Origin of the sequence: Actinopolymorpha sp. NPDC004070 (assembly GCF_040610475.1) — a bacterium.
Taxonomy (GTDB): domain Bacteria; phylum Actinomycetota; class Actinomycetes; order Propionibacteriales; family Actinopolymorphaceae; genus Actinopolymorpha.
On the sequence record NZ_JBEXMJ010000004.1, the window covers coordinates 77,446 to 97,412 of the forward strand.

The window sequence follows — 19,967 nt, forward strand, 5'->3', positions numbered from 1 at the left end:
GCCCGGCCCTCGGGCGTACCGCAGGCGTGGCCGGAGGACCCGTCCTCAGGCGATGCCGAGGTAGGCCTCCTTGACCGCCGGGTCGGCGAGCAACTCGTCGGCGGCGCTGGAACGGGTGACCGAACCGGTCTCCAGCACGTAGCCCCGGTGCGCCCTGGTCAGCGCCTGCTGGGCGTTCTGCTCGACCAGAAGCACCGTGGTGCCCTGCTGGTTGATCTCGGTGATGATGGCGAAGATCTGCTGGATGAACTGCGGGGCCAGCCCCATCGACGGCTCGTCCAGCAGCAGCAGCCGCGGCCGCGCCATCAGCGCCCGGCCGATCGCCACCATCTGCTGCTCGCCACCGGACAACGTGCCGCCCTGCTGGGAGATGCGTTCCTTCAGCCGAGGGAACAACTCGAACACGCGCTCGAAGTCAGCGTCGATGCCCTTCCGGTCCTTGCGGGCGTAGCACCCCATGTCGAGGTTCTCCCGCACCGTCATGCCGGGGAACACTCCGCGCCCCTCCGGCGACTGGCAGATCCCGCGCCGCACCCGCAGGTCGGCGCGCAGCCGGGTGATGTCCTCGCCGTTGAACCTGATGCTGCCGCGGGACAGCGGAATCAGCCCGGAGACCGCGCGCATCGTGGACGTCTTGCCGGCGCCGTTGGCCCCGATCAGAGTGACGATCTCGCCTTCCTCAACGGTGAGGGAGATGTCGCGCAGCGCCTCGATCCGGCCATAGTGGACGGACATGCCGGCGATCTCAAGCAGCGCCATCGTCGGGGACCCCCAGGTAGGCGGCCACCACGGCCGGGTTGTCGCGGACTTCCGCCGGCGTGCCGTCGGCGATCTTCTTGCCGAACTCGAGGACGACGATCCGGTCGGTCACCCCCATCACCACGCGCATGTCGTGCTCGATGAGCAGGACGGTGTAGCCGTCGTCGCGGATCCGCCGGATCAACGACATCAGGTCGTCCTTCTCGGCGGGGTTGAAGCCGGCGGCCGGCTCGTCCAGGCAGAGGATCTTCGGCTCGGTCGCGAGCGCCCGGGCGATCTCCAGCCGGCGCTGGTAGCCGTACGGGAGGTTCTTGGCCCGGTCGGCCGCACGGTCGGCGATGCCGACGAACTCCAGCAGCGCCATCGCACGCTCGACGCCCTCGCGTTCCTCCCGCCAGTGCCGCGGCAGCCGGCACAGCGCGCCGACCACACTGGTGCGGTGCCGGGCGTCGGCGCCGACCACGACGTTCTCCAGTGCCGTCATCTCGTCGAACAACCGGATGTTCTGGAACGTACGGGCGATGCCGTAGCGGGTGATCCGGTGCCGCTTGAGCCGGCCCAGCGGCCGGTCCTCCAGCCGGACCTGGCCGGAGGTCGGGCGGTAGACGCCGGTCATCACGTTGAAGCAGGTCGTCTTGCCGGCGCCGTTCGGCCCGATCAGACCGAGGATCTCCCCGCGCCGCAGTTCGAACGACACCGTGTCCAGCGCCGTGAGGCCACCGAACCGCAAGGTGACGTCGCGGAGTTCGAGCAGCGTCTCGCCGACTCCGACCGCGATGTCCCGGTCGGGCGCGACCGCCTCCGCCACGTCGGCGAAGTGGGCTGCGCGTTCCTCCTCGGTCATCTCGCGGACCTCGGCGGACAGGCCTTCCGCGGGCGGGGCGGCCGGGTCGGCCGGGACGCCGGCCACGACCGAGCCCTCGGACGTGGACCGGCCGGGGTCGCCGGACTGGCCTGGCCGGCCGGGCTGGCCGGGCTGGGTCCCCGGCTGGGTGTCGCTCACAGGTCGCCTCCCTTGCCCTGTTCGGTGAGGGCGCTGTCGGCCGAGACCGGCTCCGGAGCTCCCACCAGCCGCTGGTAGGCCTGCCGTCCCCGCGCAAGGAGCCGTTGACGAGCGCCAAGGAGGCCTTGCGGACGGAAGATCATCAAGATGATCAGTGCCAGGCCGAACGCCAGGAAGCGGTACTGCGGTGCGAGCTGGAACCGGTCGGGCAGGTAGGAGATCACCAGAGCACCGAGGAGTACGCCCACCTTGTTGCCGGAGCCACCGAGCACCACCGCGGCGACGAACAGAATGGACGTCACCACGTCGAAGCGCTGGTTGTTGACGAAGCCGACCTGGCCGGCGTACAGCACACCGGACAGCCCGCCGATCGCGGCGCCCATCACGAATGCCCACACCTTGAACCGGAACGTCGGGATGCCCATCAGCTCCGCGACGTCCTCGTCCTCGCGGATCGCCACCCAGGCACGTCCCACCCGGCTGCGTTCGAGGTTTCCGATCAGCAGCAGGATCACGATGATGCACGTGACTGTGAGCCAGTACCACGGTCTGCCGTCGGTCTGGGTGAACAACGGCGACCCGTCGGCGTGCGTGCCGGGCGGGCGGCCGACGTCCTGGAAGCCGCGGTTGCCGCGCAGCGGGTCGAGGTTGTCCGCGAGCAGCCGGACCATCTCGCCGAACCCGAGCGTGACGATCGCGAGATAGTCCCCGCGTAACCGCAGCGTCGGCGTGCCGATCAGCACGCCGGAGATCATCGTGACCGCCATCGCCACCGGGACGACCACCAGCCACGAGTAGTGCGGGTTGTGCAGGAAGGAGTCCCGGCTGGTCATGATCGCCGCGACGTACGCTCCGATGGCGAAGAAGCCGACGTAGCCGAGGTCGAGCAGGCCCGCCTGGCCCAGCACGACGTTGAGGCCGAGGGCGATCAGGCCGAGCCGGGCGGCGTTGAACAACGCGAGCTCGTAGTCGGTCCACGGCTCGGTGGACAGCGGGAAGACGTTCAGCATCGGGAGGAGGTAGACCAGCACCACCACGGGGATGGTGATCATCCACTGCTCGGCCCGGCTGCGGGAGTTCCACCAGTCGCGTACCCGCTGGCCGAACGGCGCCCGCGCGGAGCCCTGGTCCGGTTGCGTACCGACGCCGGCGCTCATACGCGGGCCTTCCCGAGCGACTCACCGAGGATGCCGGTGGGGCGGACCATCAGGATGGCGATGAGGAGAACGAACGCGACGACGTCGCGCCACTCCCCGCCGAACAGCGACTGGCCGTAGTTTTCCACCACGCCGAGCAGCAGGCCGCCGAGCAGCGCGCCGCGCAGGTTGCCGATGCCACCCAGCACCGCCGCGGTGAACGCCTTGATGCCGAGCAGGAACCCGCCGTTGTACAGCACGCCCTGTGGGATCTGCATGACGTAGAACAACGACGCCGCACCGGCCAGCACGCCACCGAGGACGAACGTCAACATGATCACGCGTTCCTTGTTGACGCCCATCAGGGCCGCGGTGTCGGGGTCCTGGGCGACGGCGCGGATGCCGCGGCCGAGCCGGGTGCGCCCGACGAAGACGTCCGCCACGACCAGCAGGAGCAGCGAGGCGACGAACACGATGATCTGGATGTTGGTGATCCTGGTGGCGCCGAACTCGAAGACCGCCTGCGGGCGCAGCAGCCGGATCGCGGGCTCGGGGTTGCCGCCCCGCCAGATCAGCAGTGCCTGCTGGATGGCGAACGACGCGCCGATCGCAGTGATCAGGAAGACCAGCCGGGGCGCGTTGCGTTTGCGAAGCGGGCGGTAGGCGACGCGTTCGAGAACCAGCGCGATGACCCCCGAAGCGATCATCGCCACGATCCCTGCCAACAGCAGGTTGACGATGAGCGGGACGACCCCGGAGTCGAGGGTCGGCCCGGGTTCGTAGCCCAGTCCCACGAAGGTGAAGTAGGCACCGAACGCGCCCACCACGAACACTTCCGAGTGCGCGAAGTTGATGAGGCGGAGTACGCCGTAGACGAGGGTGTAGCCGATCGCCACCAGGGCGTAGATGCTGCCGTACGCCAGGCCGTCGACGGTGTTGGACCAGAACTCGCTCTTGAGGAGCCCGACGTTGAAGTCGATCCAGTGGCTCTCGGTCTGGGCGAGGGTGAGCGCTAGGTGATACGTCAAAGGGGCGACCTGTCTTTTCTTGGGCGCGTCCGGCGGTGGCGCGTTCCCTGGTGACGTCGAGCGGGGCCGTTCCCGCGAATGCTCCGGGTACGTCGCCGTACTCGCCCCCGGAAGGAGGCGACGTACCCGGAGCCCGCCTGCGTCAGACGATCAGGGTCGAACGATCAGGAGGTGGCCTTGCTCATGTCCTTCAGCTGAACGATCTTTCCGTCCTTGACCTCGTACATCCACACCGGGGTCTGGGTGAGCTCACCGTCGGCGTTCCACTTGAACTGCTTGGTGAGGCCCTGGCCCTGGTAGTTCTTGACGTAGTTGAGCATCGCCGGCCGGGTCTTCAGCCCCTTGTCCAGTCCCTTGAGCAGGATGGTGGTGGCGTCGTAGCCCTCCGGGGAGTACGTCGACGGGTCGCGCTTGGCCAGCGCCTTGTAGTCCTTGGTGAACTTCGTGAAACCGGCCGACGGCAGGCACGGGCAGCTGAGGTAGACACCCTCCGCCGAACCACCCGCGTTCTTGACGAACTCGTCGTCGCGCACACCGTCGGGTGCGACCACGGAGCCCTCGAAGCCGTCGTCACGCAGCTGCTGCACGAACGGCGCGGCCTCGGGGTAGTAGCCGGAGTAGAACACCGCGTCCGGCTTCTGGGAGTCGATCGCTCCGACCACGGCGGAGAACTCCTTCTGACCGGTCTTGACCTTCTGCTGGCAGGAGGCCTTGTCGCCAAGCGACTTGGTCACCAGGTCGGCCAGGCCGATGCCGTACTCGGAGTCGTCCCGGACGACGCAGACCTTCTTGGCCTTGAGCTGGTCGCTGATGAAGGCGGCCACGGCCGGCGCCTGCACGGCGTCGTTGCCCAGCCCGCGGAAGAACGTCTTCCAGCCGTTCTTGGCGAGGTTGGGGTTGGTCGCCGAGGGGGTGACCGTCACCAGACCGGCGTCGTTGAACGCCTTGCCGACCGCCTTGGACTCACCGGAGAACGCCAGGCCGACGACGCCGAGGATCGACTTGTCGTTGATCGCCTGCGTCACCACGCCGGGCGCCTTGTCGGGGCTGCCCTCGGAGTCGAACTGCTTTAGGGTCACCTGGCAGCCGGGGTTGGCGGCGTTGTGCTCCTTCACCGCGAGCTTCACGCCGTTGAGAATGTTCAGGCCGAGCGCGGCGCTGGCTCCCGCGATGGTGCCGATGTAGGCGATGGAAACCTTGCCGCACTTGCCCTTGCCGTCACCGGCCGGCAGAGCGGCGTCGGTGGGCAGCTGCGGTGCCGGGTCGGCCTTGATCGCCGGTGCGTTGGCCTGGCCGCCCCCACTCTGTTTGTTCTCACCGGTCTTGTCGGTGTTCTGCGCGCATCCGGCGACCCCGAGCGACAGGGCCGCCGTCAACGCCAGCACACGAACGAGTCGTGTTCTGTACACGAAATCCTCCATTGCCAAGCAACGTCAGGTGACGCTTGCGGCAGGCCAGGCCTGGCCCGCGGTGGAGAGAGACTAGCCGGTCGGGCACGGTCGATGAACGAACCTCGCGAGCCTCTTACCGTCTCGTAACCCAAGAGATGAGCGAAATGGACGAAATTACTGGCTCGAGGGGTCCGAAGGCCCGGTTTCGGCACTGTCCGTTGCCGTTCCGTCACCTTCGTCGACGACGAGCTGAGCGACCCGGCGCATCGCGACCCGCTTGTCCATGGCGGTCTTCTGGATCCAGCGGAACGCGTCCGGCTCCGACAGCCCGAACTTCTGCTGCAGGATCGACTTCGCCCGCTCGACGAGCTTGCGGGTCTCCAGGCGCTCGGTGAGGCTGGACACCTCACTCTCGAGCTGGGCGCGCTCGGTGAACCGCGACACCGCGATCTCGATCGCCGGCACCAGGTCGGCCTTGGTGAAGGGCTTCACGAGGTACGCCATGGCGCCGGCCTCGCTCGCCCTGGTGACCAGCTCGCGTTGACTGAACGCGGTGAGGATGATGACCGGGCAGATGCTCTCGTTGCCGATGGCCTCGGCGACGCTGATGCCGTCCAGCCGGGGCATCTTGACGTCCAGGATCACGAGGTCGGGCCGAAGCTCCCGCACGAGGTTGAGCGCGTGCTCGCCGTCGGCGGCCTGCCCCACGACGTCGTAGCCCTCCTCACCGAGCATCTCGGCGAGATCGAGCCGGATGAGTGCCTCGTCCTCGGCCACGACGACCCGGCGCGGTGCACGCTCGGTGGGGTTGCTCACGGCGCGGTCCTCCTGCGGACGGATGACGTACAGGGTGGCGTAGGGGGCCTACAGCGCCGACAGCGTACCCCTCGGCGGCTGCCGCCGATCGCCGGACCGGACCGGGTAAGATTCATCCCGCGACCTGCCGGGTTGATGGAATGGTAGACATGACGGCCTCAAAAGCCGTTGTCCGAAAGGGCGTGTGGGTTCGAATCCCACACCCGGCACCAGCGGCCCAGTCCGGGCTCGGATCTCTCCGAGCTCGGACCTTCTTGGTTCAGCAGAGCTCTTCGGTTCAGACCCGGTAGGCCGGTGCCGCCTGGGCAACCGCGTCGCCGATGCGGTGCACTCGCAGCGCGTTGGTCCCGCCGGGGAGCCCGGGCGGGCTGCCCGCCACGATCACCACGCTGTCACCGCGCCGGCAGCGTCCGACCGCCAGCAGTGCGCGGTCGACCTGCTTCACCATCTCGTCGGTGTGCGACACGGTGGGCACGAGGAACGTCTCCACGCCCCAGGTGAGGGCCAACTGCTGCCGGACGATCTCCTCCGGGGTGAACGCCAGCAGGGGCACCCGGGAGCGGTAGCGGGCCAGCCGGCGCGCGGTGTCTCCGGACTGGGTGAACGCGACCAGGAACTTCGCGCCGAGCCGCTCGGCCACCTCGGCGGCCGCCTTGGCGATCACGCCGCCCTTGGTGCGCGGCTCCCAGTCGATACCGGCCATCCGGTCCAGGCCGTGTTCCTCGGTGGTCTCCACGATGCGGGCCATGGTGCGTACGGCCTCGATCGGATAGATGCCGACGCTGGTCTCCCCCGACAGCATCACCGCGTCGGTGCCGTCCAGCACGGCGTTCGCGACGTCGGAGGCCTCCGCGCGGGTCGGCCGGGCGGCGTTGACCATCGACTCGAGCATCTGGGTGGCCACGATCACCGGCTTGGCGTTGGTGCGGGCGAGTTCGACGATGCGCTTCTGGACCAGCGGGACGTCCTCCAGCGGCATCTCCACGCCGAGGTCGCCGCGGGCCACCATGAAGGCGTCGAACGCGTCGATGATCTCCTCGAGGTTCTGGACCGCCTGCGGCTTCTCGATCTTGGCGATGACCGGGAGCCGGACGCCCTCCTCCGCCATGACCCGGCGGACGTCCTCGACGTCGCGGGCAGAGCGTACGAACGACAGCGCGATCATGTCGGCGCGCAGGTGCAGCGCCCACCGCAGGTCCTCGTGGTCCTTCTCCGACATGGCCGGGACGGACAGTCCCACGCCGGGGAGGTTGAGCCCCTTGTGGTCGGAGACCTTGCCGCCGATCAGCACCCGGGTCACCACGTCGGTGTCGGTGACCTCCTCGGCCTCCAGCATGAGCCGGCCGTCGTCGACCAGGATCCGGTCGCCGACACCGACGTCGCCGGGCAGCCCCTCGTAGGTGGTGGAGGCCCGGGACGCGTCGCCGGGGCACTCGTCGGTGGTGATCGTGAAGCGGTCACCGTAGACGAGGTTCGCCGAGCCCTCGGCGAACTTCCCGAGGCGGATCTTGGGCCCCTGGAGGTCGACCAGGACCCCGACTCCACGACCGGACTCCTCCGCCGCCTCGCGGATCATGCGATAGATCCGCTCGTGCTCGGCATAGGTGCCGTGGCTCAGGTTGAGCCGGGCGACGTCGAGGCCGGCGTCGACCAGCTCACGAATCCGCTCCGGCGTGGAGGTAGCAGGACCAAAGGTACAGACAATCTTTGCGCGACGCACGGACCCGAGCCTATGCCCGCTTCGTCCGGCGTCACCATCGGGTGCGGCGCAGGGCCGCGTAGACGGCCAGCAGGACCGCCGCCCAGCCAGCGGCGTGCAGCGTGGCTGTGAGGAGTCCGCCCAGGTCAGCGGCGGGTTCCAGGTGTGCGGAGGCGATCAGCGGGGGCACCAGCGCCCGGGCGAGGAGGGCGTCGCGGGATCCCAGCACGAGCACCGCGACCGGTGCACCGACCAGGATCAGCGCCGACCAGCCGACCCGCGCGACGACCACCCGGCTGGCCAGGGAGCCCACGCCGAGCCCGGCCAGGACGCCGAGCAGGTGGATCCACAGCCCGAACCCCAGCCAGGGCAGCGCGGGGCCGCGGATCCTCAGCGCGCCCATGACGTACGGAACAAGAACGGCCACGACCACGATCGGCACCGCCGCGACCGGCGCCGCCAGCAACCCGGCGACGACCTCCCGCGGCCCGGAGCCGACGGCCGCGCGGGACAGCAGCCGCTGCCCGTCGGGTTCGGTGTCCAGCACCGTCTTGGCCTGCCAGCCGAACACCGCGAACAGCAGCGCGGCGGAGAACGCGTACGCCTGGTTGGGTGCGGACTGGCCACCGGCGTGGGCCCCGAGCACCAGCGCCAGACCCGCCACCCACGGGGGCCAGGCCCGCTGGCTCACGACGTACGACACCAGCCGCATCCGGGTCAGCGCGAGAGTGCGGCGGAGACCACCGGCACCGGCGGCACCGGTGATACGCGCGGCGCCGTCGTGGCCGGTCATGCCTCGCTCCGCACCCGGCGTACGTCGTAACCGGCGGCGCGCAGCCGGGCCACCTCGCCGGCCGGGTCGTGCGCCCGGACGACCACCTCGATCACGTGCCACGGCCCCTGCGGGTCGGTCGGGTCCTGCGGGTCCTGCGGGTCCTGCGGGGCCTGCGGGGCCGATGAGTCGGGCGCCAGCTCCGCGAGCGGCTGCTCCTCCACCCGGCCGTCGCGTACCGTCCACCGCCGGGCAGAGCCGAGGTCGGCCGACCGGCCGCGGTGGTCGGTGACCACGCAGATCCCCCCGGCCTCGGTCACCTCGCCGACGAGCGCGGGCAGTTCGGCCTGGGTCGGCGCGTCCAGGCCCTCCCACGGCTCGTCCAGGATCAGCAGTCCGGGCCGGGTCAGCAGCGCCTGGACCAGGGCGACCTTGCGGCCGGTGCCCTGGGAGAGTTCGGCGAGCGGGACGGGCAGGTACGCCGTCAGCTGGAGGCGTTCGGCGAGCCGGGCGACCACGGCGTCGGCGTCGGCGCGGGCCAGTCCGCGTACCTGCCCCATCGCGCGGAGATAACCGGCCGCGGTGAATTGCTGGTCGGTGGGAAACCGGTCGGGCAGCCAGCCCACCACCGCGGGCCGGTCGAGGACCCGCCCGCGGCCGATCGGGGTCAGGCCGGCAAGCGCGCGCAGCAGGGTCGACTTGCCGGCGCCGTTCCGACCGGTGACGACGATCGTGTCGCCGGGCCGCAGCTCCGCCTCGACACCGCGCAACACCCAGTCCTCCCCCGCCGAGTATCGGGCGTGCACGTCCAGCAGTCGCACATCGGGTTTCTACCAGAACGCGCTGTGAAGTGCCGGTACGAACCGGCGGCGGGCGTGGCGCCTCGGGCCGGGAAGACGGCGCGAGCCTGTTCGGGTATAGATCGGTCATGGAATCCGTGGCAGACCCGGACCAGCGAACCCGGCGCATCGCGTACGCGAAGGAACTCACCGCCCGGCTCACCGATGACAACGTTCGCGTCGTGGCCTTGACCTGGATCGACAACGCCGGGGTCACGCGGGTGAAGACCGTCCCCGTCGACCGGCTGCCCGACGCCGCCGGCTGGGGGGTGGGAATGTCCCCGGTGTTCGACGTTTTCCTGGTGGACGACTCGATCACCGCGGGCCGGCACGCGGGTGGCCCGGTGGGTGACCTCCGCCTGTATCCGGATCTGCATCGGGTGGATGCCCTGTCGGCGCAGCCTGGCTGGGCGTGGGCGCCGGTCGACCGGCTGACCCAGGAGGGCGAGCCCTACCCGATGTGCCAGCGGTCCTTCGCCCAGCGGATGGCAGCCGCCGCTGCCGAGCGCGAGGTGGGTTTCCGGTGCGCCTTCGAGATCGAGTGGTACGTCGGCGTCCTGGGGTCCGAGAACGACATGGAGCCGGGCGCGCCGGGACCGGCGTACGGCATGTCGCGGCTCACCGACCTGGCGGACTACGTGCCCGCGCTGCTCCGGGCGCTGGACGCGCAGGGGGTGCCGGTCGACCAGTTCCATCCCGAGTACGCGCCCGGGCAGCTGGAGATCTCGGTCGCCGCGACGGACCCCGTCGGTGCCGCCGACCGTTACGTGCTGGTCCGGGAGACGATCCGCGCGGTGTCGCGGGCGCACGGGCTGCGCGCGTCGTTCGCGCCCGTGGTCGAGGCCGGGGCGGTCGGCAACGGCGCCCACCTGCACTTCTCGGCCTGGGCGCAGGGAAAGAACCTGTTCGCCGGCGGGTACGGCCCGCACGGTCTCACCGACCGGGGCGAGTCGATCCTCGCCGAACTCGTCGCCCGGATGCCCGCGCTGTGCGCGATCACCGCGCCCAGCGTGGCGAGCTACCTGCGGCTGGTCCCCCAGCAGTGGGCGGCGCCCTACCAGTGCTGGGGGCGGGAGAACCGCGAGGCCGCGCTGCGGCTGGTCACGGGTACCCGCGGCAGTGAGACCCGGGCGGCCAATGCCGAGCTCAAGTGCATCGACGGAAGCGCGAACCCGTACCTCGTCGTCGGCGCCGTGCTCGCCATCGCCCTGGCCGGTGTCGACACCGGACGGCCGCTGCCGCCGGAGGTGACCGTCGACCCCGCGACCCTCCCCGAGGAACGCCGCCCGCCCCGCCTGCCGCAGTCGGTGCTCGCCGCGGTGGATCTGCTGGAGGAGGACGAGGTTCTGGCCGAGGCGCTGGGCGCGCCGCTGCTGGACACGTTCGCCACGGTTCGCCGGGCCGAGGCCGACCTGTTCGCCGGGGAGGACGAGGAGGAGGTCGTCGCCGCCACCCGGTGGAGGTACTGATGCCGTCGGAACTCTCGCTTGCGGACCTCCCGCTCGTGGATGCCCACTGCCACCCGGTGTCCGTCGGCTCATCTGGGTCGTCTGTGTCATCTGGGTCGTCTGGGTTGGTGGACCGAGGCGAGTTCGAACGCATGCTGGGCGAGGCAGACCGGCCCGCACCGGTCGGAGTGTCGTACGCCGACAGCCTGCTGGGAGCGGCGGTCCGGCGCTGGTGCGCTCCCCCGCTCGGGCTGCCGGCCGGTGCTCCCCTGGAGACCTACCTCGACCGGCGGGCCGACCTCGGGCCGGCGGAGGTGGCTCGTCGGCTGCTCGGCGCCGCCGGGTTGTCGTACCTGCTGGTCGACACCGGGATCGGCGGCACCGACGGAGCGGACTCGGACTGGTGGTCGGTGCGCGGGCTCGCGTCGGCGGCCGGCGCCGTCGGCCGGGAGGTGGTCCGGCTGGAGTCGGTCGCGGAGGACCTGGCGGACTCCGGTGTGGCGGCGGCCGACTTCGCCGATGCGTACGTCGACGCGCTTGCTGCGGCCACACGGGACGCGGTCGCGGTGAAGTCGATCCTCGGATACCGCCACGGCTTCGACGTGGACCCCCGGCGACCTTCGCGGGCGGAGGTCACTGCCGCGGCCCGGGACTGGCTGCTGAGCCGCCGGGACGTCGACGTTGCGCATGGCGGACCTGAGCGCCCTGCGAGCGTGGTGCGGTTGCGGGACGAGGTGCTGTTGCGGTTCGTGCTGTGGAGCGGTGTCGATCGAGGCCTGCCGGTCCAGCTACACACCGGCTTCGGCGACCGGGACCTGCGCCTGCCGTCCGTCAACCCGGCGTTGCTGCAGCCGCTGATCGAGGCCGTGGAGCCGCTGGGTACACCGCTCGTCCTGCTGCACTGTTACCCGTACCAACGTGAGGCCGGCTGGCTGGCGGCCGTCTACCCGCCCGTGTACGTCGACATCGGACTCACGGTCGGGCAGGTCGGTGCTCGGGCGGACGCGATTCTCGGGGAGTTCTGCGAACTCGCGCCGTTCGGCAAGCTGATGTTCTCCACCGACGCGTACCGGCTGCCCGAGCGCTATCTGGTCGGTGCTGCGCAGTTCCGACACTCGCTCGGTCGGCTTCTCCGCGGATGGTGGCGGGACGGCGACCTGACCGCCCACGACGTTGACCGCATTGCGCTGATGGTCGGGGCCGACAACGCCCACCACCTCTACGCCCTCGACGGCTGAACGATTCCACGCCGTTTGATGGCGTGCCCAGGAATCCTTCAGCCGTCGGTGATCACTGACTTTTGAAATTGCCCCCTCGAACCTGTCGGCTCAGCGGCCGAGGACAGGTCCGGACTCGACCACGTCGAGGTCGATCTGGCCAGGTCCTTGAACAGCAGGCTGTGCGATGTCGTACGGACCATACGCTCCGACGCTGAACCGGCCATGCCAGCTGGTGTTCAGTTGTACAGCTCGTGGCCCCACCTTGTCGTAGGTGTAGCTCACCTTCGGGTCGGAGTCGTCGTAGCTACTGCCAGGCGTGTCGAAGGTTTTCGTGACGCCGGGCTCGAACGTCCACTTCCACTCGCCCTCGGCGGTGACGGTGACGTCGAAGTTGAACACATGGACAGTCTTGGCCGGCATCCGTTGAGGCTGACCCGACTGGAAGTACGTCGGCAGGTTAACCAATGTTCGCGCGTTGGCAGGCTGCACCGAAAGCTGCTGCGGAGGTACCCACACCGCCCAGTTCTTACGAACCTCGTTCCCCACGTCTGCTGTCGTCACTACATCGTTCGGATCACCGAGACAGACTGAGTCCCGCAGTTGCCACGCCGTGCCGGTCCTCATCAGGTAGACGTCATAGAGATACTTAACAGTGCCGTCGGAATTCACTCCACACCGCGATACCTGACGACAGACCGTGTTTCCACCCATCTCACACGCCTTTCGCAGATGCCATTTGCAGTCAGCGCACGAGGCACCTCCCCCCGAATCAACTACTTCGCCATCTTTGGTCAAAAGAGCCGCCGCATGACCGTAAAATTTACCCCGCCCACCATCTGGAGGGGGAGGCGGCTCGGGGTTTCGACAACCCAAGCACGCCCAGGCGTTTGTCGCGAATAAGGTGCCAAATACCATGGCGCCAGCTAGCAGAAGCACTACCTGTTGGATTCTCCGAGAACCTGCCGAACGGCCAGCCAGCGGTTTCCTCTTCTCTCGAAAGCCATCCACGAGCCTCTCCAAGCCTCAGGTTTATAGGACTCAACCGTCTTGCCGTTCTCATCTACTTCCCGACCACCTGAGATCGACAAAGTAAACCTCACTCGACGAATCTCATTCTTTCCGCTATCGGCCAGCTTGAAGTCCGTAACTTTATAGGAACCGAGGTCCTCGAAATGGTTTCCTTTATTCTTGACTTCTTCGACATAGTCTATGTAGCCTTGGGCAGCATTTGAGCCAGGGACAATTACCTCGTAAATCTGGCTCGTATCAAGCTTCCGATAAGCTGCGTTAATAACCTGGTAGTAGTTGACGGTGGCGGCGTGGAGTTGTTCTTCCACGGTGCCGGTGGGGGCCGTCGGGGTGGGTGTCGGCGTGGGGGTTGGAGTCGGGGTCTCCGACGGGGTGGGACTGGCGGACTTGGACGCCGTAGCGGTCGGCGTCTTGCCGGCGTCGGGTTCGATGTTCTTGCTGCACCCGGACACGCCCAAGCCGACGGCAACCGCGCCGGCGAGCGCGCCGCGAACCAGCGCTGATCTGCCGTACAGAATCTTCATAGTTCGCATACCGTAGCGAACCCATCGCAAATTGGGTGATCGCTGTCCACAGGCCGTTCCGACCACACCACGTGAACATCGCGGCGCCGCGAAACGATCACCGAGGCGGCCGACGGGCGCGGACGCAAAGGACCCCTGCCGCGGCTCACAGCACCGCGACAGGGGTCCCCTGCACTACCTCACGAACGGCGTACGTTCTCGCGAACGGCGTACGTCCGCCCCCGGTGCGGACCCGCCTGCGCCTCAGACCACCAGGCGCCTCAGACCACCAGTGGACGGTCCGTCGGCTTGATCGGCGCCGGCAGGGACGTCTGCCCCTCCCGTAGCCACGCGTCGACTCCGGCCGCGCACGCACGGCCCTCGGCGATCGCCCAGACGATCAGCGACTGCCCGCGCCCGGCGTCACCCGCCACGAACACGCCCTCGACGTTCGTCGCGTACGACGCGTCCCGCTTGATGTTGCCCCGCTCGTCCAGCTCGACCTCGAGCTGCTCGAGCAGACCGCCGCGGTCGGGCCCGACGAACCCCATCGCCAGGAGCACCAGCTCGGCCGGGATCTCCACCTCGGTGTTCGGGACGGGCTCGAAGCGGCCGTTCTCGAACTTCACCTCGACCAGGCTGAGCGCACGCACGTTGCCCTGGTCGTCGCCGAGGAACTCCGTCGTCGACACGGCGTACCGCCGGTCGCCGCCCTCCTCGTGCGCGCTGGAGACGCGGAACAGCATCGGGTACGTCGGCCACGGCTGGTGCACCGGACGCATCTCCGTCGGCTGCGGCATGATCTCCAGCTGGACGACGTTCGCCGCACCCTGCCGGTGTGCCGTACCCAGGCAGTCGGCGCCGGTGTCGCCACCGCCGATGATGACGACGTTCTTGCCCTTCGCGGTGATCTGGCCCGGCACCTCCTCGCCGTGAGCGACGCGGTTGGCCTGCGGGAGGAACTCCATCGCCTGGTGGATGCCGCCGAGCTCCCGGCCGGGCATCGGCAGGTCGCGCGGGATCGTCGACCCCATCGCCAGCACCACCGCGTCGTAACGGGCCCGCAGCTCCTGGCCGGTCACGTCCACGCCGACGTTGACGCCGGAACGGAAGATCGTGCCCTCACGCGACATCTGGTCCAGCCGCCGGTCGACGACCCGCTTCTCCATCTTGAACTCGGGGATGCCGTACCGCAGCAGGCCACCCACCTTGTCGGCCCGCTCATACACCGCGACGGTGTGCCCGGCCCGGGTGAGCTGCTGCGCGGCAGCCAGCCCCGCCGGCCCCGATCCCACCACGGCCACGCGCTGGCCGGTCAGCCACTCCGGCGGTTGCGGAGTCACCCAGCCCTGCGCCCAGGCGCGGTCGATGATCGAGACCTCGACATTCTTGATGGTCACCGGACCACCGGAGATGGTCTCGTCGATCGCCAGCACGCAGGCCGTCTCGCACGGCGCGGGACACAGCCGCCCGGTGAACTCCGGGAAGTTGTTCGTCGCGTGCAGGCGTTCGATGGCGGCGCGCCAGTCGTCGCGCCAGACCAGGTCGTTCCACTCCGGGATGAGGTTGCCGAGCGGGCAGCCCTGGTGGCAGAACGGGATGCCGCAGTCCATGCAGCGCCCGGCCTGCTTGCTGATGATCGGCAGCAGCGACGCGCCGATCCCCTCGCCCGGGTAGACCTCGTTCCAGTCGCGAAGCCGTTCTTCGACCGGCCTTCGGTGCGCTCCCTCGCGGGGGGTGGTGAGGAAGCCCTTCGGGTCAGCCATGTGCGGCCTCCATGATCGCTTGGTCGACGTCACGTCCCTCGGCGAAGGCACGGGCCCGCGCCTGCAGAACGCGCTTGTAGTCCTTCGGCATCACCTTCACGAACCGGTCCAGCGTGCCCGCCCAGTCGGCGAGCAGCGCCTCGGCCACAGGTGAGCCGGTCTCCTCCTGGTGCGCACTCACCAGCGAGTGCACCAGGTCACGGTCCTCCTCGGTCAGCGGCTCGAGTTCGACCATGTCGGGGTTGACCCGCCGCCGGTCGAGGTCGAGCACGTAGGCGACACCGCCCGACATGCCCGCCGCGAAGTTACGCCCGGTCGCACCGAGTACGACGACGACACCACCGGTCATGTACTCGCACCCGTGGTCACCGACACCTTCGACGACCGCGGTGGCGCCGGAGTTGCGGACGCAGAACCGCTCGCCCACCTTGCCGCGCAGGAACACCTGTCCCGCGGTCGCGCCGTACGCGATGACGTTGCCGGCGATGATGTTGTCCTCGGCCACCAGGGTGGCGGCGCGGTCGGGCCGGACGATGATCCGCCCGCCCGACAGCCCCTTCGCGAGGTAGTCGTTGGCGTCACCCTCGAGCCGGAGGGTGATGCCCTGGGGCAGGAACGCGCCCAGCGACTGGCCGGCCGAACCCACCAGGGTCAGGTCGATCGTGTCGTGGGGCAGTCCGTCCCCGCCGTACTTCTTGGTGAGCTCGTGCCCGAGCATCGTGCCCACGGTGCGGTTGACGTTGCGGATCGGCAACTGCGCCCGCACCGGCTCGCCCCGGTCCAGGGCGTCGCGGGAGATCTCGATCAGGTGGTTGTCGAGTGCCTTCTCCAGACCGTGGTCCTGGCTGGTGACGCATCGCCGCGGCGTGCCGTCGGGCAGTTCGGGCACGGTGAGGATCGGCCGCAGGTCCAGCCCGGCCGCCTTCCAGTGCTCCACCGCCTGCGCGACGTCGAGCAGCTCGGCGTGGCCGACCGCCTCGTCGATGCTGGCGAACCCCAGCTCTGCGAGGTACTCCCGCACCTCCTGCGCGATGTACTCGAAGAACGTGACCACGAACTCCGGCTTGCCGTTGAACCGCTTGCGCAGCTCGGGGTTCTGCGTGGCCACACCCACCGGGCAGGTGTCCAGGTGGCACACCCGCATCATCACGCAGCCGGACACCACCAGCGGCGCGGTCGCGAAACCGAACTCCTCCGCACCGAGCAGCGCGGCGATCACGACGTCCCGGCCGGTCTTGAGCTGGCCGTCGGTCTGGACGACGATCCGGTCGCGCAGGCCGTTGAGCAGCAACGTCTGCTGGGTCTCGGCGAGCCCGAGCTCCCACGGCGCGCCCGCGTGCTTGAGCGAGGTGAGCGGCGCGGCACCGGTGCCGCCGTCGTGGCCGGAGATGAGCACCACGTCGGCGTGCGCCTTCGACACCCCGGCGGCGACCGTGCCGACGCCGACCTCCGCGACCAGCTTCACGTGCACACGTGAAGCCGGGTTGGAGTTCTTCAGGTCGTGGATCAGCTGGGCGAGATCCTCGATCGAGTAGATGTCGTGGTGCGGCGGCGGGGAGATCAGGCCGACGCCCGGCGTGGAGTGCCGGGTGCGCGCGATCCACGGGTACACCTTGTTACCCGGAAGCTGGCCGCCCTCCCCCGGCTTGGCACCCTGCGCCATCTTGATCTGCAGGTCGGTGGAGTTGGTGAGGTACTCCGACGTCACCCCGAACCGCCCGCTGGCCACCTGCTTGATGGCGCTGCGCCGCTCCGGGTCGTTCAGCCGATCGGTGTCCTCGCCGCCCTCACCGGTGTTGGACCGGGCGCCGAGGCGGTTCATCGCGATGGCGAGCGTCTCGTGCGCCTCCGCCGAGATCGAGCCGTACGACATGGCGCCGGTGGAGAAGCGCTTGACGATGCTCTCCACCGACTCGACGTCCTCGACCGGGATCGGGGGCCGCTGGCCGTACTTCAGGGAGAACAGTCCCCGCAGCGTCATCAGCCGCTGTGCCTGCTGGTCGACCCGGGCGGTGTACTGCTTGAAGATGTCGTACCGCTGGCTGCGGGTGGAGTGCTGCAGCCTGAACACCGTCTCCGGGTCGAACAGGTGCGGCTCACCCTCGCGCCGCCATTGGTACTCCCCGCCGATCGGCAGCCGGCGGTGTGCCGGGGCGATCCCGTCGCGCGGGTAGGCGGTCTCGTGCCGGCGGCGCACCTCGTCGGCGATGATGTCGAGGTCGACCCCGCCGAGCCGGGAGGTGGTACCGGTGAAGTACCTGTCCACAACCTGCTGGCCGAGCCCGACCGCCTCGAAGATCTGCGCGCCGGTGTAGGAGGCGACGGTGGACACACCCATCTTGCTCATGACCTTGAGTACGCCCTTGCCCAGCGCCTTCACCAACTGCTGGACGGCCTTCTCCGGAGCGATGCCCTCCAGGAAGATGCCCTCGCGGACCAGGTCCTCGACGCTCTCCATCGCGAGGTAGGGGTTGACCGCGGCCGCGCCGTACCCGATCAGCAGGGCGACGTGGTGCACCTCGCGGACGTCGCCGGCCTCCACGACCAGGCCGACCTGGGACCGGGTCTTCTCCCGGATCAGGTGGTGGTGCACCGCGCCGGTGAGCAGCAGCGACGGGATCGGCGCCAGCTCGGCGTTGGAGTGCCGGTCCGACAGCACCAGGATCCGGGCACCGGACGCGATCGCCTCCGACACCTCGGCACAGATCTCGTCCAGCCGGCGGGCGAGCTCCTCACCACCACCCTCGACGCGGTAGAGCCCCTGCACCAGGTGCGAGGCGTAGCCGGGGAAGTCCCCGTCGCGGTTGACGTGAATGATCTTCGCCAGCTGGTCGTTGTCGAGGACGGGGAACGGCAGCACGATCTGCCGGCACGACGCGGGACCGGGCGTGAGCAGGTTGCCCTCCGGCCCGATCTTGCCCGCCAGCGAGGTGACCAGCTCCTCCCGGATGGCGTCCAGCGGCGGGTTGGTGACCTGCGCGAACAGCTGGGTGAAGTAGTCGAACAGCAGCCGCGACCGGTCCGACAGCGCGGCCACCGGGGTGTCGCTGCCCATCGACCCGATCGGCTCCGCACCCGTGCGCGCCATCGGCGCGAGGATGACCCGCAGCTCCTCCTCGGTGTAGCCGAAGGTCTGCTGCCGGCGGGTCACCGACTTGTGCGTGTGCACGATGTGCTCGCGCGGCGGGAGGTTCTCCAGCCGGATCAGCCCGGCGTGCAGCCACTCGTCGTACGGCTCCTCCGCGGCGAGCTGGCCCTTGATCTCCTCGTCCTCGATGATCCGGTGCTCGGCGGTGTCCACGAGGAACATCCGGCCCGGCTCCAGCCGGCCCTTGCGGACCACGGACTTCGGGTCGATGTCCAGGACGCCGACCTCGGAGGCCAGCACCACCAGCCCGTCATCGGTCACCCAGTACCGGCTCGGGCGCAGGCCGTTGCGGTCGAGGACCGCGCCGACCTGGGTGCCGTCGGTGAACGCGACACAGGCCGGACCGTCCCACGGCTCCATCAGGGTGGAGTGGAACTCGTAGAACGCGCGCCGGGCGGAGTCCATCTCGGCGTGGTTCTCCCACGCCTCAGGAATCATCATCAGCACCGCGTGCGGCAGCGACCGGCCGCCCATCTGCAACAGCTCGAGCACCTCGTCGAACCGTGCCGAGTCACTCGCACCGGGCGTGCAGATCGGGTACAGCCGGTCCATCCCCCGCCCGGCGTCGGCGCCGGCGGGCTGGGCCAGCAGCTCGCTTTCCAGCAGCGCCTCGCGGGCCCGCATCCAGTTCTCGTTGCCCATGACGGTGTTGATCTCGCCGTTGTGGGCGACGTAGCGGTACGGGTGGGCCAACGGCCACGACGGGAACGTGTTGGTGGAGAACCTCGAGTGGACCAGCGCGATGGCGCTTTCCATCCGGCGGTCGGACAGGTCGGGGAAGAACGGCTCGAGCTGCTCGGTGGTGAGCATGCCCTTGTAGACGATCGTCCGCGACGACAGCGACGGGAAGTAGGCGTCCGTCTCGTGCTCGACCCGCTTGCGCAGGGCGAACGCGCGCCGGTCCAGAGCCACGCCGCTCAGCGCGGCGCCGTCGGCACCCTGCGCCGTCAGGAACAGCTGGCGGAACCGCGGCATCACCGCGCGTGAGGTGCGCCCGAGCAACTCGGGCACCACCGGAACATCGCGCCAGCCGAGGACGTCGAGGCCCTCCTCGGCGGCGATCTCGGTGATCCGGGCGACGGTGGCGGCGTCGGCCGCGTCGTCGTCGGGGAGGAACGCCGTACCCACGGCGTACTCGCCCGGAGCCGGCAGGGTCAGGTCGGTGACCGCACGCAGGAAACTGTCGGGCACCTGGAGCAGCAGGCCGGCGCCGTCGCCGGAGTCCGGCTCGCTGCCGGACGCGCCGCGGTGATCGAGGTTGCGCAGCGCCGTGAGCGCGTGTTCGACGATCTGGTGGCTGGGCTCGCCGCTCAGGGTGGCCACGAACGCCACGCCGCACGCGTCGTGCTCGAACCGGGGGTCGTACAGGCCTTGCGGCGGCGGGGGCGTTCCGAGCATGTGAATACTCCC

Annotated in this window: 15 protein-coding genes and 1 tRNA gene; 3 read left to right on the forward strand and 13 right to left on the reverse strand. The window is 69.4% G+C overall.

Going from position 1 to position 19,967, the window contains the following annotated elements:
- Nucleotides 1-45: 45 nt before the first annotated feature.
- The 6 genes from ABZV93_RS09215 to ABZV93_RS09240 all read right to left on the reverse strand — a co-directional run bounded on the left by ABZV93_RS09215 (nucleotide 46) and on the right by ABZV93_RS09240 (nucleotide 6,133).
- Nucleotides 46-753 carry an ABC transporter ATP-binding protein gene (locus ABZV93_RS09215; RefSeq protein WP_354933324.1) on the reverse strand — a complete coding sequence of 236 codons (708 nt, stop codon included), beginning with the start codon at nucleotides 751-753 and terminating at the stop codon, nucleotides 46-48.
- Complete coding sequence (locus tag ABZV93_RS09220; protein ID WP_354932725.1) at nucleotides 746-1,762, reverse strand: ABC transporter ATP-binding protein; 1,017 nt, start codon at nucleotides 1,760-1,762, stop codon at nucleotides 746-748. Before ABZV93_RS09220 ends, ABZV93_RS09215 begins: the two co-directional genes overlap by 8 nt.
- Nucleotides 1,759-2,919 carry a branched-chain amino acid ABC transporter permease gene (locus tag ABZV93_RS09225; protein WP_354932727.1) on the reverse strand — a complete coding sequence of 387 codons (1,161 nt, stop codon included), beginning with the start codon at nucleotides 2,917-2,919 and terminating at the stop codon, nucleotides 1,759-1,761. The genes ABZV93_RS09220 and ABZV93_RS09225 overlap by 4 nt, the downstream gene beginning before the upstream one ends.
- Nucleotides 2,916-3,926: a branched-chain amino acid ABC transporter permease gene (locus tag ABZV93_RS09230; protein ID WP_354932729.1), complete on the reverse strand. Its 1,011-nt coding sequence runs from the start codon at nucleotides 3,924-3,926 to the stop codon at nucleotides 2,916-2,918. The genes ABZV93_RS09225 and ABZV93_RS09230 overlap by 4 nt, the downstream gene beginning before the upstream one ends.
- 164 nt (nucleotides 3,927-4,090) lie before the next feature.
- A complete protein-coding gene (locus ABZV93_RS09235; RefSeq protein ID WP_354932731.1) occupies nucleotides 4,091-5,335 on the reverse strand; it encodes a branched-chain amino acid ABC transporter substrate-binding protein in 1,245 nt (414 codons plus the stop codon).
- Nucleotides 5,336-5,491: 156 nt separating this feature from the next.
- Nucleotides 5,492-6,133: a response regulator gene (locus ABZV93_RS09240; RefSeq protein ID WP_354932733.1), complete on the reverse strand. Its 642-nt coding sequence runs from the start codon at nucleotides 6,131-6,133 to the stop codon at nucleotides 5,492-5,494.
- 126 nt (nucleotides 6,134-6,259) lie between these two features.
- On the opposite strand from ABZV93_RS09240, the gene ABZV93_RS09245 reads away from it, so the two are divergent.
- A tRNA-Leu gene (locus ABZV93_RS09245) sits at nucleotides 6,260-6,345 on the forward strand.
- A 65-nt stretch (nucleotides 6,346-6,410) separates the two neighbouring features.
- Here the strand turns inward: ABZV93_RS09245 and pyk are convergent.
- The 3 genes from pyk to ABZV93_RS09260 are packed head-to-tail and all read right to left on the reverse strand — an operon-like array spanning nucleotide 6,411 to nucleotide 9,425.
- The gene (gene pyk, locus ABZV93_RS09250; protein ID WP_354932735.1) at nucleotides 6,411-7,853 is read right to left on the reverse strand and encodes a pyruvate kinase; all 1,443 of its coding nucleotides are present in this window, start codon (nucleotides 7,851-7,853) and stop codon (nucleotides 6,411-6,413) included.
- 31 nt (nucleotides 7,854-7,884) lie between these two features.
- Entirely contained in the window at nucleotides 7,885-8,625 is a 741-nt protein-coding gene (locus ABZV93_RS09255) for a hypothetical protein (protein ID WP_354932737.1), read from the reverse strand.
- Nucleotides 8,622-9,425, reverse strand: coding sequence for an ATP-binding cassette domain-containing protein (locus tag ABZV93_RS09260; protein ID WP_354932739.1), 804 nt, complete (start codon nucleotides 9,423-9,425; stop codon nucleotides 8,622-8,624). The genes ABZV93_RS09255 and ABZV93_RS09260 overlap by 4 nt, the downstream gene beginning before the upstream one ends.
- 107 nt (nucleotides 9,426-9,532) lie before the next feature.
- Between ABZV93_RS09260 and ABZV93_RS09265 the strand changes: the two genes are divergently transcribed.
- Together ABZV93_RS09265 and ABZV93_RS09270 are read left to right on the forward strand one after the other, a co-directional pair.
- Nucleotides 9,533-10,912 (forward strand): glutamine synthetase family protein, encoded by a 1,380-nt coding sequence (locus ABZV93_RS09265; protein WP_354932741.1) that lies wholly within the window; start codon nucleotides 9,533-9,535, stop codon nucleotides 10,910-10,912.
- 107 nt (nucleotides 10,913-11,019) lie between these two features.
- Nucleotides 11,020-12,129 (forward strand): amidohydrolase family protein, encoded by a 1,110-nt coding sequence (locus tag ABZV93_RS09270; RefSeq protein WP_354932743.1) that lies wholly within the window; start codon nucleotides 11,020-11,022, stop codon nucleotides 12,127-12,129.
- 90 nt (nucleotides 12,130-12,219) lie between these two features.
- Here the strand turns inward: ABZV93_RS09270 and ABZV93_RS09275 are convergent, their stop codons facing one another.
- From ABZV93_RS09275 to gltB, 4 genes are all read right to left on the reverse strand, one after another.
- The gene (locus tag ABZV93_RS09275; RefSeq protein WP_354932745.1) at nucleotides 12,220-12,780 is read right to left on the reverse strand and encodes a hypothetical protein; all 561 of its coding nucleotides are present in this window, start codon (nucleotides 12,778-12,780) and stop codon (nucleotides 12,220-12,222) included.
- Between the two features lie 266 nt (nucleotides 12,781-13,046).
- Nucleotides 13,047-13,664: a hypothetical protein gene (locus ABZV93_RS09280; protein WP_354932747.1), complete on the reverse strand. Its 618-nt coding sequence runs from the start codon at nucleotides 13,662-13,664 to the stop codon at nucleotides 13,047-13,049.
- Nucleotides 13,665-13,924: 260 nt separating this feature from the next.
- A complete protein-coding gene (locus ABZV93_RS09285; protein WP_354932749.1) occupies nucleotides 13,925-15,409 on the reverse strand; it encodes a glutamate synthase subunit beta in 1,485 nt (494 codons plus the stop codon).
- Complete coding sequence (gltB, locus tag ABZV93_RS09290; RefSeq protein ID WP_354932751.1) at nucleotides 15,402-19,955, reverse strand: glutamate synthase large subunit; 4,554 nt, start codon at nucleotides 19,953-19,955, stop codon at nucleotides 15,402-15,404. Before gltB ends, ABZV93_RS09285 begins: the two co-directional genes overlap by 8 nt.
- Nucleotides 19,956-19,967 lie beyond the last annotated feature (12 nt).

Excerpts from the sequence above, each read along its gene's own strand:
- ABZV93_RS09225 (WP_354932727.1), bottom strand. The coding sequence starts at position 2,919 with ATGAGCGCCGGCGTCGGTACGCAACCGGACCAGGGCTCCGCGCGGGCG.
- ABZV93_RS09255 (WP_354932737.1), bottom strand. The coding sequence starts at position 8,625 with ATGACCGGCCACGACGGCGCCGCGCGTATCACCGGTGCCGCCGGTGCC.
- ABZV93_RS09265 (WP_354932741.1), top strand. The coding sequence starts at position 9,533 with ATGGAATCCGTGGCAGACCCGGACCAGCGAACCCGGCGCATCGCGTAC.
- ABZV93_RS09280 (WP_354932747.1), bottom strand. The coding sequence starts at position 13,664 with ATGAAGATTCTGTACGGCAGATCAGCGCTGGTTCGCGGCGCGCTCGCC.
- ABZV93_RS09285 (WP_354932749.1), bottom strand. The coding sequence starts at position 15,409 with ATGGCTGACCCGAAGGGCTTCCTCACCACCCCCCGCGAGGGAGCGCAC.
- gltB (WP_354932751.1), bottom strand. The coding sequence starts at position 19,955 with ATGCTCGGAACGCCCCCGCCGCCGCAAGGCCTGTACGACCCCCGGTTC.